General features: G+C 61.6%; 15 protein-coding genes and 1 other RNA gene. 10 read left to right on the top strand and 6 right to left on the bottom strand.

Features of this window, described 5'->3' with window-relative positions:
* Positions 1–172 precede the first annotated feature (172 nt).
* Positions 173–270, top strand: an RNA gene (ffs, locus tag BM174_RS14280) — signal recognition particle sRNA small type.
* An 88-nt stretch (positions 271–358) separates the two neighbouring features.
* On the opposite strand, the gene ypfJ is transcribed toward ffs, so the two are convergent.
* On the bottom strand, positions 359–1,201 hold the full coding sequence (gene ypfJ / locus BM174_RS14275) for a KPN_02809 family neutral zinc metallopeptidase (protein WP_093924530.1): 843 nt from the start codon (positions 1,199–1,201) through the stop codon (positions 359–361).
* Positions 1,202–1,321: 120 nt separating this feature from the next.
* Here ypfJ and BM174_RS14270 point away from each other — a divergent pair, with 120 nt between their 5' ends.
* From BM174_RS14270 to recR, 4 genes are all read left to right on the top strand, one after another.
* Entirely contained in the window at positions 1,322–1,627 is a 306-nt protein-coding gene (locus BM174_RS14270; protein ID WP_245766386.1) for a DUF202 domain-containing protein, read from the top strand.
* A gap of 123 nt (positions 1,628–1,750) precedes the next feature.
* Positions 1,751–3,499 carry a DNA polymerase III subunit gamma/tau gene (locus BM174_RS14265; protein WP_093924529.1) on the top strand — a complete coding sequence of 583 codons (1,749 nt, stop codon included), beginning with the start codon at positions 1,751–1,753 and terminating at the stop codon, positions 3,497–3,499.
* Positions 3,500–3,553: 54 nt separating this feature from the next.
* Complete coding sequence (locus BM174_RS14260) at positions 3,554–3,898, top strand: YbaB/EbfC family nucleoid-associated protein (RefSeq protein ID WP_093924528.1); 345 nt, start codon at positions 3,554–3,556, stop codon at positions 3,896–3,898.
* A gap of 75 nt (positions 3,899–3,973) precedes the next feature.
* Entirely contained in the window at positions 3,974–4,567 is a 594-nt protein-coding gene (recR, locus tag BM174_RS14255) for a recombination mediator RecR (protein WP_093924527.1), read from the top strand.
* Between the two features lie 136 nt (positions 4,568–4,703).
* Here the strand turns inward: recR and BM174_RS14250 are convergent, their stop codons facing one another.
* Complete coding sequence (locus tag BM174_RS14250) at positions 4,704–5,480, bottom strand: DUF1013 domain-containing protein (protein WP_093924526.1); 777 nt, start codon at positions 5,478–5,480, stop codon at positions 4,704–4,706.
* 125 nt (positions 5,481–5,605) lie between these two features.
* Between BM174_RS14250 and BM174_RS14245 the strand changes: the two genes are divergently transcribed.
* From BM174_RS14245 to BM174_RS14235, 3 genes are all read left to right on the top strand, one after another.
* Entirely contained in the window at positions 5,606–6,250 is a 645-nt protein-coding gene (locus tag BM174_RS14245; RefSeq protein WP_093924525.1) for a ribonuclease T2 family protein, read from the top strand.
* Positions 6,251–6,364: 114 nt separating this feature from the next.
* A complete protein-coding gene (locus tag BM174_RS14240; RefSeq protein ID WP_093924524.1) occupies positions 6,365–6,832 on the top strand; it encodes a MarR family winged helix-turn-helix transcriptional regulator in 468 nt (155 codons plus the stop codon).
* Entirely contained in the window at positions 6,829–8,082 is a 1,254-nt protein-coding gene (locus tag BM174_RS14235) for a multidrug effflux MFS transporter (protein WP_093924523.1), read from the top strand. The genes BM174_RS14240 and BM174_RS14235 overlap by 4 nt, the downstream gene beginning before the upstream one ends.
* A gap of 160 nt (positions 8,083–8,242) precedes the next feature.
* On the opposite strand, the gene BM174_RS14230 is transcribed toward BM174_RS14235, so the two are convergent.
* Complete coding sequence (locus BM174_RS14230; RefSeq protein WP_093924522.1) at positions 8,243–9,229, bottom strand: NAD(P)H-quinone oxidoreductase; 987 nt, start codon at positions 9,227–9,229, stop codon at positions 8,243–8,245.
* 135 nt (positions 9,230–9,364) lie between these two features.
* On the opposite strand from BM174_RS14230, the gene BM174_RS14225 reads away from it, so the two are divergent.
* Together BM174_RS14225 and BM174_RS14220 are read left to right on the top strand one after the other, a co-directional pair.
* Positions 9,365–10,603, top strand: a complete 1,239-nt coding sequence (locus tag BM174_RS14225; RefSeq protein WP_093924521.1) for an AMP-binding protein — start codon at positions 9,365–9,367, stop codon at positions 10,601–10,603.
* Entirely contained in the window at positions 10,600–11,700 is a 1,101-nt protein-coding gene (locus tag BM174_RS14220) for a thiolase family protein (protein WP_093924520.1), read from the top strand. The genes BM174_RS14225 and BM174_RS14220 overlap by 4 nt, the downstream gene beginning before the upstream one ends.
* Here BM174_RS14220 and BM174_RS14215 read toward each other — a convergent pair.
* From BM174_RS14215 to BM174_RS14205, 3 genes are all read right to left on the bottom strand, one after another.
* A complete protein-coding gene (locus BM174_RS14215) occupies positions 11,689–12,234 on the bottom strand; it encodes a biotin transporter BioY (protein ID WP_093924519.1) in 546 nt (181 codons plus the stop codon). The two genes, BM174_RS14220 and BM174_RS14215, sit on opposite strands and share 12 nt — an antisense overlap.
* A gap of 82 nt (positions 12,235–12,316) precedes the next feature.
* Complete coding sequence (locus BM174_RS14210; RefSeq protein ID WP_093924643.1) at positions 12,317–12,916, bottom strand: energy-coupling factor transporter transmembrane component T family protein; 600 nt, start codon at positions 12,914–12,916, stop codon at positions 12,317–12,319.
* On the bottom strand, positions 12,891–13,613 hold the full coding sequence (locus BM174_RS14205) for an energy-coupling factor ABC transporter ATP-binding protein (protein ID WP_093924642.1): 723 nt from the start codon (positions 13,611–13,613) through the stop codon (positions 12,891–12,893). Before BM174_RS14205 ends, BM174_RS14210 begins: the two co-directional genes overlap by 26 nt.
* Between the last annotated feature and the right edge of the window lie 67 nt (positions 13,614–13,680).

The raw sequence follows: 13,680 nt of genomic DNA, 5'->3' as shown, positions 1-13,680 counted from the left end.
CATGATCGGAGCCGCAAAAGCAATGCTCTAGCTGCGTGCGGTATAGCGACAATCTATTGACGGAGACCTAACCGGCGGCGGCCAAAGCGCCTGCACTTAGGCCATGCAAGCTTGGCATTTCCCCTGAACCTCCGAGGCTTGCACTCGCGAGTTCAGCGTCCTATATGGGCCTTGAGAGGTTGGTGCGGGCAGGCGCCTCGCCAACCCGGTCAGATCCGGAAGGAAGCAGCCGTAACGGGTCCCGCTTGGGTCGTTATCAATCTCTCACCTAAACCCGTTTGCAGTGCAAGTGGAAGAACCCGACAGGCGCATCCGCAGGATGCTGCCGAAAGGGCAAAGCCCTCTCAACACCATCCGCTTACAGATTATTCGTCGCAAAAGTATCGCAGGAATCCATCTGGCCGCTGTCAAACCCCTTGGCAAACCAACGCGAGCGCTGCTCGGAGGTGCCGTGGGTGAAAGTATGCGGGTTCGGCACCCGACCGGCCTGTTTTTGCAGGTAATCATCACCGATTTTGCGCGCCGCATTCAGCGCCTCGTCAACGTCGCCTTTTTCCAACAGCCCCTTCACATTCGCGCCCCAGATGCCCGCAAAACAATCGGCCATCAATTCAAGCCGGACCGTCAGCGCATTAGCCTCCCGCTCCGAGGCGCTCTGCCGTGCGGCGTTCACCTTGGGCAGAACACCGATTTCGTTCTGCACATGATGCGCAACCTCATGGGCAATCACATAGGCGGCGGCGAAGTCGCCCTCGGCGCCCATGCGCTCGCTCAACATAGTGAAAAATGACGTGTCGAGATAGGCTTTGCTATCTGCTGGGCAGTAAAACGGCCCTGTCGCACCCGACGCTCCGCCACAGGGGCTGCTGGTGACGTTGGAGAAAATAACCAGCTTTGGCGGCACATAGGTTTCGCCCAATTGCTGTTCGAAAACCTGCGACCAGACATCTTCGGTCGTCGCAAGAACCTGAGCGGAAAATTGCGTCGCGCGGTCATCGCTTTCGCTCACTGGGGTGCTCTGCTGGGTTTGCGGCGATCCGCTTCCGGTCAGCAACGGGGTCACATCAATGCCAGTGAAATAGCCGATTGCCATAACCGCAAGCACGCCCACAACCCCAAGCCCGCCAGCCTTGCCGCCCATGCCACCGCCGCCACGGCGGACCTCTACGTTGTTACTCCGCCGAATGCCCCGAAGCCGCATGAACTTTCCCCCGATGTGTCAAATAACATTGTCATGCCAACGCGCAGACCGCACAATAGTTCAATGACGGATAAAAATGATCTAGCCGAAAGCCGCACCAACTAGGCCGAGGACCGTACAATCCTCGCCAACGAGCGTACCTTCGCTGGCTGGCTGCGCACAGGTATGGCGTCGCTGGCCGTGGCGATCGGGCTTAAGGCCGTGTTCGGCGATTTTGACCCGACTTGGGCCGCCAAGGCAGTCGCGACCATTTTTGTGGTTGCTGCGATCTATATCTTTTGGGCCGCGCATGATGCCGCGACAAAAACACTCGACAGGCTGAATGACCACAATGCCAACGCGCAGCCGAATGGCCGAATGCGCGCTCTTGCAGTTATTTTCAGCTTCGCCTCCGTTGCGGTCGGTGCCATATTGTGGATGCTCTGAGCAGGGGCGCCCGTAAACTTTGATCGCATCTCCCAAATCAAGGGTTAACGCCGCTGCTGCGGTGGACGCGGCAGGGCAGAATGCCTAAGTTGGGGCCTCAGGCGAATCCGCGAACGGAACCCCATGACCGATACAACTGCCTACCGCGTGCTGGCCCGCAAATACCGGCCCGAAACCTTTGCCGATCTGGTCGGCCAAGACGCGATGGTGCGCACCCTTAAGAACGCCTTCGAGGCGGACCGCATCGCACAGGCCTTCATCATGACAGGCATCCGCGGCACCGGCAAAACCACCACGGCACGGATCATCGCAAAGGGCATGAACTGCATCGGGCTGGACGGCAACGGCGGGCCGACCACCACACCCTGCGGTCAGTGCAAACCCTGTATCGGCATCGCCGAGGGCCGGTTTTTCGATGTGCTGGAGATTGACGCCGCCTCCTCCACCGGCGTGGACAATATCCGCGACCTGAACGCGATGGCGAACACACGCCCCGCCGAAGGCCGCTACAAGATCTTCATCATCGACGAAGTGCACATGCTTTCCACGGCGGCCTTCAACGCACTGCTGAAAACTCTCGAAGAGCCGCCCCCCCATACCAAATTCATCATGGCGACGACCGAAATCCGCAAGGTGCCGGTCACCGTGCTGTCGCGCTGCCAACGTTTCGATCTGCGGCGAATTGAACCCGACGTAATGATTGCCCTGCTGCAAAAGATCGCCGCGTCTGAAGGCGCTGAAATCGCTGATGACGCGCTGGCGCTGATCACCCGCGCCGCCGAAGGCTCTGCCCGCGACGCCACCTCCTTGCTTGATCAGGCGATCAGTCACGGCGCCGGGGAAACCACCGCGATGCAGGTCCGCGCGATGCTTGGCCTCGCGGATCGTGGTCGCGTGCTCGATCTCTTCGACATGATCTTGCGTGGCGATGCTGCCAGCGCCCTGACCGAGCTTTCGGCGCAATATTCTGACGGTGCCGACCCGATGGCCGTGCTGCGCGATCTGGCCGAAATCACCCATTGGGTCAGCGTGGTAAAGATCACCCCCGAAGCCGCCGAAGACCCCACCGTCTCGCCCGAGGAACGCGCCCGTGGCCTGCACATGGCCGAAGCCCTGCCGATGCGGGTGCTGACGCGGCTGTGGCAAATGCTTCTCAAGGCGCTGGACGAGGTCGCAAGCGCGCCCAATGCGATGATGGCCGCGGAAATGGCCGTGATTCGCCTGACCCATGTCGCCGATCTGCCCAGCCCCGAAGAACTGGTGCGCAAACTGCAAAACGCCACCCCGCCCGCGCCCCTGCCTGGCGGCGGCAGTGGTGGCGCTGCGGCAGCGAACGGTGGTGCGCAGGCCGTGGCACAATCACAGGCGCCACGGGCCTCCGCCCCTAACGCAAGCGGCCAAACCACGGCGCTCGCCCATGATGTCGACGCCGCTCTCGCACGCTTTCCGACCTTCGAGCATGTGATCGAACTGATCCGCACCAACCGCGATGTGAAGCTTTTGGTTGAGGTCGAAACCACCCTGCGCCTCGCGGCCTATCAACCGGGCCGGATCGAATTCACCCCGACCGACAGCGCCCCGCGTGATCTTGCCCAACGCATGGGCGCCCGCCTGCAACTCTGGACTGGCAACCGCTGGGCCGTCACCATCGTCAACGATAGTACGGCTAAAACCATCGCCGAAATCCGCGATGCCCATGATAACGCCCTGCGCGCTGATGCCGAAGCCCATCCGCTGATGCAGGCAGTGCTTGCAACCTTCCCGGGGGCGAAAATTATTAACATCCGCACCCCCGAGCAGATCGCCGCCGAAGCGATCACCCAAGCCCTGCCGGAAGTGGAAGATGAATGGGATCCGTTCGAAGACGGTTGATCCCCCGCCCCCTCGGCCACATATAAACCAAAGCACAAGATCAGGAGACAGACGATGTTCAAAGGACTGGGCGGCCTCGGCGATATGGCCGGAATGATGAAAAAAGCACAAGAAATGCAGGGCAAGATGGCCCAGATGCAGGACGAGATGTCGAATATCCTCGTAACCGGCGAATCCGGTGCGGGCCTTGTAAAGGCGACCGCCACAGCCAAAGGCGAACTCAAAGCGCTTGATATCGATCCCTCAATTTTCAACGGCGATGACAAAGAAGTCGTCGAGGACCTGATCCTTGCGGCCATCAAGGACGCGCAATCTAAAGCCTCCGACCGTGCCCAAGAAGAGATGCGCAAGATCACCGAAGGTCTCGGCCTGCCCGCAGATATGAAACTGCCATTCTAACCGGCACCGCATCCGGCTCATTTGGCTGGGTAAACTCGCGCCGCAGGCCTCCAACATTCCGACAGGACCAGCCGTTTGAGCTCAACCCGCGACATTGACGCCCTGATCGAGATGATGGCAAAACTGCCGGGCCTAGGGCCGCGCTCGGCACGCCGCGCGGTCCTGCACCTGATCCGCAAGCGCGGCATTTTGCTGTCGCCGCTCGCGGATATGATGCAGACCGTCGCGGCCACGGCGCGGGAGTGCCTCAACTGCGGCAATATCGGCACCGCTGACCTCTGCGATATCTGCGCCTCGGAGAAGCGCGCTAACGGCGAGATTTGCGTGGTCGAGGATGTCGCCGATCTTTGGGCGATGGAACGTTCGGGCGTTTTCAAAGGCCGCTACCACGTGCTGGGCGGCACCCTGTCGGCGCTTGATGCCGTTGGCCCGCATGAGCTGCGCATTCCGCGCTTGATCGACCGTGTCGCCACCGAGAATATCACTGAAGTCATTCTTGCGCTCAACGCCACGATCGATGGCCAGACCACCGCGCATTACATCGCCGACGAACTTGGCGCGCGGGTCAAGAAGACCTCGCTCGCTCAAGGTGTGCCGATTGGCGGCGAGCTGGACTACCTCGACGATGGCACCATCACTGCCGCATTGCGCGCCCGCAAAGCGCTCTGAAGACCGCAAATCAGACATATCTTTCGTTCTGGATCGCGGGAAGCAGCCATCGGCGCCATAGAAAAGGGCGCAAGACTGATGCCCTGCGCCCTCAATATCAAATGATGAAAACCGACAGAAAAGTCAGCGATACAGCTTAACGCTTCGAGGATTCATCCTCGTCGTCATCTTCATCATCGCTGCCTTCTGGCAAGGTGAAGAAGCTGTCGGCGTCTTTGTAGTTGCCGTTGTCGATCTTGTCCTCATCGTCGTCATCGTTGCCGGACAGCGTAAACGTCTCCAGCCCTTCGATGGCGGTCGGCATGCGCGGCTCTGTGTCCATCCCGAGGCTCTGCTCGGTGCTGACCAGCTTGCGGCGTTCGTCATCCGTCATGACCTCGCCAGCAGCCAACTTCTTGGCAGCAGCTTTTTGCACAGCAGCGTCAAGCTCCGACTGTTTGCACAGCCCCAAAGCGACCGGATCGATGGGTTGGATGTTGGAAATATTCCAATGCGTGCGCTCGCGGATCGCTTGAATGGTCGGCTTGGTCGTACCGACCAGCTTGCTGACCTGACCGTCGGACAATTCGGGGTGAAACTTCACCAACCAAAGGATCGATGCCGGACGGTCCTGACGCTTGGACAGTGGCGTATAACGCGGTCCGCGCCGCTTTTCCTCACCCTGTGCAGAAGCATTGAACTTAAGCTGGATCTTGTGGCGCGGATTGTTCTGCGCGGCGTCGATCTCTTCTTGAGTCAGCTGGTTGTTGGTGAGCGGATCGAACCCTTTCACACCCTGTGCCACATCGCCGTCCGCGATGCCCTGCACCTCAAGCTCGTGCATCCCTACAAAATCGGCGATCTGGCCGAAGCTGATGGTGGTGTTATCGACCAGCCAGACAGCAGTGGCTTTTGCCATGATCGGTTTTGCCATTTGATCTCTCCTTGAAACGTACCTTCCCCGTCGCCTGAAAGGCTGTCCCGGCGGGCCGGGATGGTTTCCATTGTCGGGGAACTTAGGGGCTATATACTAATTACACGCCAATAAGGAAAGCCCCAATGCACAAGCTGCTCGCCCTGCTCATATCCTTGACGCTGCTCTGTGCAGGCCCTGCTTCGGCCCAATCGAACCGCGCTGGCGCGTTTGACTACTTCGTCGTCTCGCTAAGCTGGTCCCCCAACTGGTGCCGCCTTGAAGGCGATGCGCGCAGGTCACCGCAATGCGCCGAAGACACCGGCCACGGCTGGGTACTGCATGGCCTCTGGCCACAGTATAACCGCGGATATCCATCCTACTGCCAAACCGCCGAGCGTCCTCCCTCCCGCAGCATGACATCTGCGATGGCCGATATCATGGGCACAAGTGGCCTCGCATGGCATCAATGGAAAAAACATGGCACCTGCACCGGATTGTCAGCCGAGGGTTACTTCGCGCTTTCGCGAGCGGCCTATCATAAAATTAGCCGCCCCGCGGTCTTCCGACAGCTCGACAAGCTCGTCAAACTGCCCGCCTCGGTCGTGGAAGAAGCTTTCCTCAAGGCCAACCCGACGATGGAGCCTGACGGCGTCACCGTGACCTGCCGCGATGCACATATTCAGGAAGTCCGTATTTGCCTGTCGCGCAGCCTTGACCCCGTGCCGTGTGGGCAAGATGTCGTACGCGATTGCCGCATGAAAAATGCGCTCTTTGCGCCGCTACGCTGAAGTCACTGGCGGCTAGCTGGGGGCTCAAAGTGACCTCTTGCACGCCCTCGCCCCCCCTTGAATTTAAAACGCCCGGCATATATTAAGCCTACCTTAGTATAATCTGGAAATTGCATGCCCCCTCTTGGCCCTGACACCTTCGGTTTTCTAATCACCGACATCGCGCGTCTGCTGCGCCGGAATTTCGAGCGTGAGATTGAGCGCGCTGGTGTACCTGTGACCCCGGCCGAGGCCCGTGTGTTGGCCCATATCGCGCGCTGCGACGGCATCCGCCAGACCGTGTTGGCAGACCGGATGGGCATGTCTCCGATGAGCGTCACCAGCTTTCTCGACAGTCTGGAAGCGGCAGGCATGATCACCCGCGGCCCCGACCCGCAAGACCGCCGCGCCAAGCGGGTTACCCTCACCGATACTGGCACCGCCCTGCTCACGCCAATTGCGCAGGCAGGCCAGAAGGTCCGCGCCACGGCAATGGCTGGCGTTGCCCCTTCCGATCAGGATGCGTTCCACCGCGCCGCCCTCGCCCTGCGCGATAATCTCGGCAGCACCAGCCAGCCGCCCGCTGAAGGATCCTCGAAATGACCGCCAAGCCCATCATGTCAGAACGCCGCGTCAGCCTTTTGGGCGCGCTTCTCGTCGCTGTCGGCCCTGTCTCGATGGCGCTATATACGCCCGCGATGACCGAGCTTGTGACCGCCTTCGGCTCGACCGACTCGGTGGTGAAACTCACCCTGACGCTCTATTTCGGCGGCTTTGCCTTTGCGCAACTCGTGGCAGGCCCGCTGTCGGATGTGCTGGGCCGCCGCCCCGTGACCATTGCCTTCATGGCGCTCTATTGCGCGGGCAGCTTGCTGGCGCTTTTCGCCCCGACGATGACTGTGCTGATCCTCGCGCGCTTCATCCAAGGCGTGGGTGCCTCCGTCGGGGTTGCCACGTCGCGGGCGCTGGTGCGCGATTTGTTTACCCGCGATCAGTCGTCACGGATCATGAACTTGATCGGCATTGTTCTGGCACTTGGCCCCGCATTCGCACCCACGCTTGGCGGATTGATCCTCTGGGTTTTCGGCTGGCGGTCGCTGTTTGTGGTGATGCTGGCCATCGGCCTCGGCGTCATCGCGACCGTCTACTTCTGCATGGCTGAGACCGTCGTCGCGGACCGCAAACGTCTTAATTTCAAAACGCTCGCAGGCAGCTACCGCAATGTGCTCGGCAACGCGCATTTCGTAACCGCCTCGGGCGTTATCGCCGGAGCCTTGGGCGCAATCTATGCCCAAGCAACCTTCCTGCCCTTCATCCTGATGAACGATCTCGGGCTAAGCCCCCAGCAATTCGGCCTTGCGATGTTGGCGCAATCGGGCAGCTTTTTCGTCGCCTCCCTAGTCGCCCGCCAGCTTATTGCCCGCATTGGCGCGGACCGTTTGGTCGCGCCCGGACTGGTCTTCATCCTTGCAGGCTCCGCTGGCACCGCGACCTTGCTATTGTGGCCACCGAGCTTTCTGCACGTCATGGTACCGGTGGCGATCTATGCCTGTGGCATCGCGCTGGTGATGCCGGCGATGTCGACCGCCGCGCTTGCGCCCTTCACGCGCACCGCAGGCGCCGCCGCAGCCTTGATGGGATTTTTCCAGATGGGCGCGGGCTTGCTAATGGGTAGCCTTGGCGCGTTGCTTGGCGATACATTGGTCGCCATGGGCATATTCATCCCGCTAATGGGGGTCGCGGCCTGTCTGTCCTACCTCATCCACCTGCGCGTCAGGGAGGTGGCTCCCGACGCTGCAACACCGGACGGGGCACAAGCCCCGGCGGCCAAGCTTCCTACCCCAGCGGAATAGGGGCCCGAACTGTCCTTGGAGTTACGTGACCATCGTACAGCGGCGTTGTCAGGCGGTTTCGGGGCAATTTTACAGATGTCGCGCGGCGGGGGCCTAATGCCCCGCCGCGCCATGCCAAACCACCGGAGCGGCGTTGAACTCAGTACCGAGAGCCCGTATCTCAGCCAGCCACTTTCAGGACGATCTTGCCGATGTGCCCGCTAGTTTCCATGCGGGCATGCGCCTCATGGGCCGCATCCAGATCATACTCGCTGTCCATCACTGGCGCGACGCGCCCCGAGGCCAGCAACGGCCAGACAGCTTCACGCAATTCTTGCGCAATGCGGGCCTTCGCCAGATCGCTTTGTGGGCGCAGCGTAGAGCCTGTCATCGTCAACCGACGCGTCATCAGGGTGGCAAAGTTCATCTCGACCTTCGGCCCCTGTAGGAACGCGATCTGTACCAAACGGCCATCTTCAGCCAGCGACGCGATATTGCGCGGAATGTACGATCCGCCCACCATGTCCAGAATCAGATCCGCCCCGCCCTCGGCTTTGAGCACTTCGACAAAGTCAGTGTCGCGGTAGTTAATCGCGGCTTCGGCCCCTAGTGACATGCATGCAGCGCATTTGGAGTCTGTCCCGGCTGTGGCAAAAACCCGTGCGCCGAAAGCATGGGCAAGCTGGATTGCAGTCGTACCGATGCCGGACGACCCCCCGTGAACCAAGAACCGCTCGCCTGCTTTCAGGCCACCGCGCATGAAGACGTTGGACCAAACCGTAAAGAACGTTTCGGGCAGGCAGGCGGCTTCCTTCATGCCCATGCCCGCAGGGACTGGCAAACAATGTGCAGCCGCTGTGGCGACGTATTCGGCATAGCCACCGCCTGGCAATAAAGCACAGACCTGATCGCCCACCGCGACGCCAGTAACGCCGGAGCCAATTGCTACGACCTCGCCCGAAGCCTCCAACCCTGGCAAATCGCTGGCAGTGGGGGGCGGCGCGTACATGCCCGCGCGTTGCAGCGCGTCAGGGCGGTTCACGCCCGCATAGGCGACCTTGATCACCACCTGCCCTTGTTTGGGCTCGGGCATCGGGCGCTGGGCGGGCTTCAGCACCTCTGGCCCGCCGCTTTCGCTGATCTCGATCACGCGCATCATTTCGGCCATTTTCGTTCCTCCGGTTTTTCTACATTTGTCCGCAACATACGACCTGCTACGCCGACCGACACCCCGAATCAGCGACCTTGGTCACGGCGTGCAAAGTTTGATAGGGTTAAGCGCAGCGCAGCACGGGAATATTGCATGACAGCCACCGGATGTTTTCACTGGCACCAGAGGGCTGCTGCATTTGTCGGCGGGGTGCCGTTGGCGCGACCTGCCCAGCAGCCTGCTGCGGATCGGCTCCATGCGATCGACGCGCAGGATGACCTTGCCGCAATGACGGCCCTCGGGGCGTTGCTGGGGGACGGCACGGCTTTTTGTGTGGCCGAGGGCGCATTGGCGTCAGATCTGCAAGCTCAGAGGGGCGATTTTCTGACGCTTTCGGGGGGGTCTACAGGGGCGCCCAAGGCAATTCGGCGCAGCCAGGCATCGTGGATCGCGAGTTTTCAGATCAACGCCGCTCGCTTTGGGTTAAACGCCGAGGACAGCACGGCGGTGCTAGGGCGGCTGACCCACTCGCTGTCGCTTTATGCGGTGCTTGAGGGGCTGCACTTGGGCCTTGATGTCCATCTGCTTGCGGGGCTGGCGGCCGCCAAACAGCGCGCCGCATTGCGAGACGCTGGCGTGAGCATTCTCTATGCCACGCCGACCCAGTTGCGGGTGCTTGCCCAGGGGGCGGGACTGCGGCCCTTGGCCGCGATGCGGCTGGTCCTCTGCGGCGGTGGCCATCTCGACGCTGCGACCCGTACGGCGACGCAAGCGCTATGCCCGAACGCCGTGCTCCATGAGTTTTACGGCTCAGCGGAGACCAGCTTTATCACACTTGCCGACAGCGCCACCCCGTCTGGCTCGGTCGGGCGCGCTTATCCGCTAGTCGAGATTGAGATCAGGGACAGTGCTGGGAACCTGTCCCGTGACACCGGCGAAGTTTGGGTGCGCAGCCCTTATCTGTTTAAAGGCTATGCGCTTGGCAGCAGCCTCGATACCCGCTGGGACGGGGATGCGCTCAGCGTCGGGGAGATCGGGCGGCTCGACGACACAGGCTTTCTTTGGCTGACTGGCAGGCGGTCGCGCATGGTCACGATTTCCGACCAAAACGTGTTTCCCGAAGCCATTGAAGCCACCATCGCAGCATTCCCCGATGTTACTGATTGCGCGGTTCTACCGGTGCCGGATCGTCTGCGCGGGCATCGGTTGGTCGCGGTAATTGCAGGCGCAGCAGACCCCTTGCGCGACGCGGCAATTCTCGATGCCTGCCGTCGCCGCCATGGTGCGCTCATCTCGCCGCAACGATTGCGCCATGTCGACCCGTTTCCGGTCCTGCCGTCTGGCAAACCCGATCTCGCCGCACTCGCCCGTTGGTTGGAGGCTTCGGAATGACTGCATTTATTCTCAGCGCTTGTCGCAGCCCTGTGGCACCGCGAGGCGGCGCCTTGGCCAAACTGGCGCTCCATGAGTTGGCCGCGCCGGTGATCTCACAGGCTCTCAACCTTGCGGGGTTGCCGACCGACGTGGTGGATGAGGTGATCTTAAGCAATGCGCTAGGCATGGGGGGCAATCCCGCCCGTATTGCGGCACTTGCGGCGGGCCTGCCGACACGGGTCGCGGGTCTGAGCATTGATCGCCAATGCGCGGGTGGGCTGGATGCCGTACTGCTGGCGCAGCAAATGGTGGAGAGCGGCGCTGCAGATGTTGTCGTGGCGGGCGGCGCCGAAAGCTATTCGCGCCGTCCGCTGCGCCTACAAACCTTTGCGGACGGGCGCGCACCCGAACCCTATGATCAGGCTCCCTTTACGCCTTGGCCGGACCGCGACCCTGATATGGCCGAGGCGGCCGCAGACTTGGCCGAAGCGCTCGGCATCTCACGGCAAACGCAGGATGATTGGGTGATCACCAGTCATGAGCGGGCGTTGGCGACACAATTTAACAGAGCGGAGATGGTCCCGCTTCTTGCGCTTGACCGGGACCCCTTTGCGCGGCGCATGACCGCGCGGCTCTGCGTACGTGCGCCGGTAGTGACGGGCTGTATCACAGCAGCAAATGCGGCTGTGGCCGCAGATGGCGCAGCCTTTTGCGTGGTCGTTTCCGAGAAAATTGCGGCGCGGTTTAGCAGCTTCAAGGTCAAGATTTTGGCCGGCGCGACACTGGGGGGCGACCCCACAGTGCCCGGTTTGGCGCCAGTGGCGGCAATCAAAGCCGCGTTGGAAAAAGCGGAGCGGTCAGTCGACGCCCTGGATGCTGCGGAGATTATGGAGGCTTATGCGGTGCAAGCCATCGCCTGTGTCCGACTTGCGGGCCTTGACCCCACGATCATTAATCGCGGCGGCGGAGCCTTGGCGCGGGGCCACCCGATCGGCGCGTCGGGCGCAATCAACGCAGTGCGCCTGTTCCACACGCTTTCGCAAACGGGCGGAACAGGGCTTGCAGCGATTGCAGCTGCCGGAGGGATCGGCAGCGCAGTCATCTTAGGCGCGTGACAACAGCGCGTCGGGGCGGGCGCGGGCCAAGCCTTGGGTGATGAAACCTGCCAGAACCGCTTTGATCAGATCACCCGGAATGAAGGCCGAGACCAGTGCCGTGGCTTCAAGAGCGGTCTTGTCGAGCACAACCATCAGGCCTGCTATGCCAAAGACATAAAGGACCACGATACCGCCCAACACAGATGCAATACCCGCCGCGAGACCGACAGGTATCTGCCGGAACAGGTGCATAAAGAGACCTGCGGCGAAGGCAGCGATCGGCCAGCCGATCAGGAACCCGACAGTCGGAGAGGTGAACACTCCCAGGCCACCGCGCCCGCCTGCAAGCAGCGGCAAGCCCAAGGCGACCAGTGCCAAAAACAGCAAAACGGCCAGAGTGCCGCGCCACGCGCCGAGCACGGTGCCGCAGAGCATTACACCAAGGGTCTGCGCGGTGATCGGCACTCCGAAGGCAAGGGTGAACTGCGGGATCAGGCCCAAGGCAGCAATAAGGGCGGCAAACATGGCAATCAGGGTAACAGAACGTTCCATCGGGAATTCCTTGTGAATGGTGTTGTGGCGGATCGGTAAACAGCGCCGCGAGGGCCGTCAACTGAGATCAAACGGGAGCGAACTAGGCCAAGCCGCCGCGCGCGCGCAATGCCTCGGCCACGTGATCGGCATCATCAATCGCCAGCACCGCAAACGGCGCAATAATGTGCCAACGGACAGAGCGCGGTGAGCGGGCGCGCCATGCCATCGCGAGCATCTGGCCCTTCTCGGCCAATACGGGTGTAAAGCGGATCACCAGCGCCACCGCAATCTCGATCGCGCCCGTATTGACGCCAAGCCAGCGCAGCGGGGTCAGCAACCAGCGCACAACGCCCATCATATCGCGCAGCGTTGTGGTCATGGTCACAAGATTAGCAAGCCCGACGGCTGTTAGCATGCGCAGGGCGATCACCGCCCCCTTGGTCACGTCATCCGTCAACAAGTGCCACCCGACGACAAGCACCACAAACGGCCAAAGCGCCCAAAGCCGCCGCAGTCCCTCGCGCATAAACAGCGATCCGGGCAACGCGTAGAGCAACACTGCAAAGGCGGCAAACCCGAGATGCCAAGCAATGTCACCCGCAGCAAACAACGCCATTGTGGCAAGGCAGAGCGCGCCCAGCTTGAGACCCGCTGGCCAGCTATGGGCGCGGGTTTTAACGGGCGAGGTCAGAGAGATCATCATCTTCCCCCAACTGCTGCATCGCTTGACTGAATTCCGCCAGCACGTCCGCCGCCACGCCGTCCTGCGCCACCCGCCCCGCTTCGAGCCAGAGGACACGGTCATAGCCTTGCAAGCTGGCCGGATCATGGGTGATCTGCACGAGGGTCGCATCAACCCCCGCCAAAACACGCGTCAGATGCGCCGCCGTCGGAATGTCCAATCCGGCAAAGGGTTCATCAAGCACAATCACCTTCGGCTGCATCGCCAGCACAGACATCAGGCAGACCAACTGCCGCTGGCCCTGTGACAAACGGTAGATGGCGGCCCCGGCCCAGTGGGTTTTGCCAAAGCGGGTCAGAATACCTGCGACGCCCTTCGCCGCATCGAATTTCGATTGGCCCATCTGGAGCAGACCGAAAGCGATTTCCTCTTGTACGGTCGGAAAGATGATCTGGTGGTCAGGGTTTTGAAACAGAATACCGACCGCCCCCAGCGCGGCTTTGCGGTCGCGCGCCACATCGGCGCTCGCGACCCGAACGCTGCCACGGTCCGCAGCGATCAGCCCCGCAAGCAGCCGCGCGAAACTGGTCTTGCCCGAGCCGTTGCGCCCGACGATGCCGATACGCCGCGCGGAACTGCTAAAGGTGATGTCGTCCAGCACAGGCACGCCGGAGGGCGCATAGGACGCGCCCGAAATCTCGATCAGTTCCGCCACCCTGCCTGCCACCTTAGTTGCCGTTTATCTGGATGCGCCTGCTCTAACAGGCGCGGCGGGTGGGGAA

Source organism: Sulfitobacter brevis (assembly GCF_900112755.1).
In the GTDB taxonomy this organism is placed as follows: Bacteria; Pseudomonadota; Alphaproteobacteria; order Rhodobacterales; family Rhodobacteraceae; genus Sulfitobacter; species Sulfitobacter brevis.
Note: the sequence above shows the minus strand (reverse complement) of the source record. Positions and strands in the feature narration are given on the sequence as shown.

Bases quoted from the DNA above. Each gene is read 5' to 3' on its own strand.
- BM174_RS14210 (WP_093924643.1), bottom strand. From the start codon at position 12,916: ATGATCTCTCTGACCTCGCCCGTTAAAACCCGCGCCCATAGCTGGCCA.
- BM174_RS14235 (WP_093924523.1), top strand. From the start codon at position 6,829: ATGACCGCCAAGCCCATCATGTCAGAACGCCGCGTCAGCCTTTTGGGC.
- BM174_RS14260 (WP_093924528.1), top strand. From the start codon at position 3,554: ATGTTCAAAGGACTGGGCGGCCTCGGCGATATGGCCGGAATGATGAAA.
- BM174_RS14250 (WP_093924526.1), bottom strand. From the start codon at position 5,480: ATGGCAAAACCGATCATGGCAAAAGCCACTGCTGTCTGGCTGGTCGAT.
- BM174_RS14220 (WP_093924520.1), top strand. From the start codon at position 10,600: ATGACTGCATTTATTCTCAGCGCTTGTCGCAGCCCTGTGGCACCGCGA.
- BM174_RS14265 (WP_093924529.1), top strand. From the start codon at position 1,751: ATGACCGATACAACTGCCTACCGCGTGCTGGCCCGCAAATACCGGCCC.
- BM174_RS14245 (WP_093924525.1), top strand. From the start codon at position 5,606: ATGCACAAGCTGCTCGCCCTGCTCATATCCTTGACGCTGCTCTGTGCA.
- BM174_RS14240 (WP_093924524.1), top strand. From the start codon at position 6,365: ATGCCCCCTCTTGGCCCTGACACCTTCGGTTTTCTAATCACCGACATC.
- BM174_RS14225 (WP_093924521.1), top strand. From the start codon at position 9,365: ATGACAGCCACCGGATGTTTTCACTGGCACCAGAGGGCTGCTGCATTT.
- BM174_RS14215 (WP_093924519.1), bottom strand. From the start codon at position 12,234: ATGGAACGTTCTGTTACCCTGATTGCCATGTTTGCCGCCCTTATTGCT.
- BM174_RS14230 (WP_093924522.1), bottom strand. From the start codon at position 9,229: ATGGCCGAAATGATGCGCGTGATCGAGATCAGCGAAAGCGGCGGGCCA.
- ypfJ (WP_093924530.1), bottom strand. From the start codon at position 1,201: ATGCGGCTTCGGGGCATTCGGCGGAGTAACAACGTAGAGGTCCGCCGT.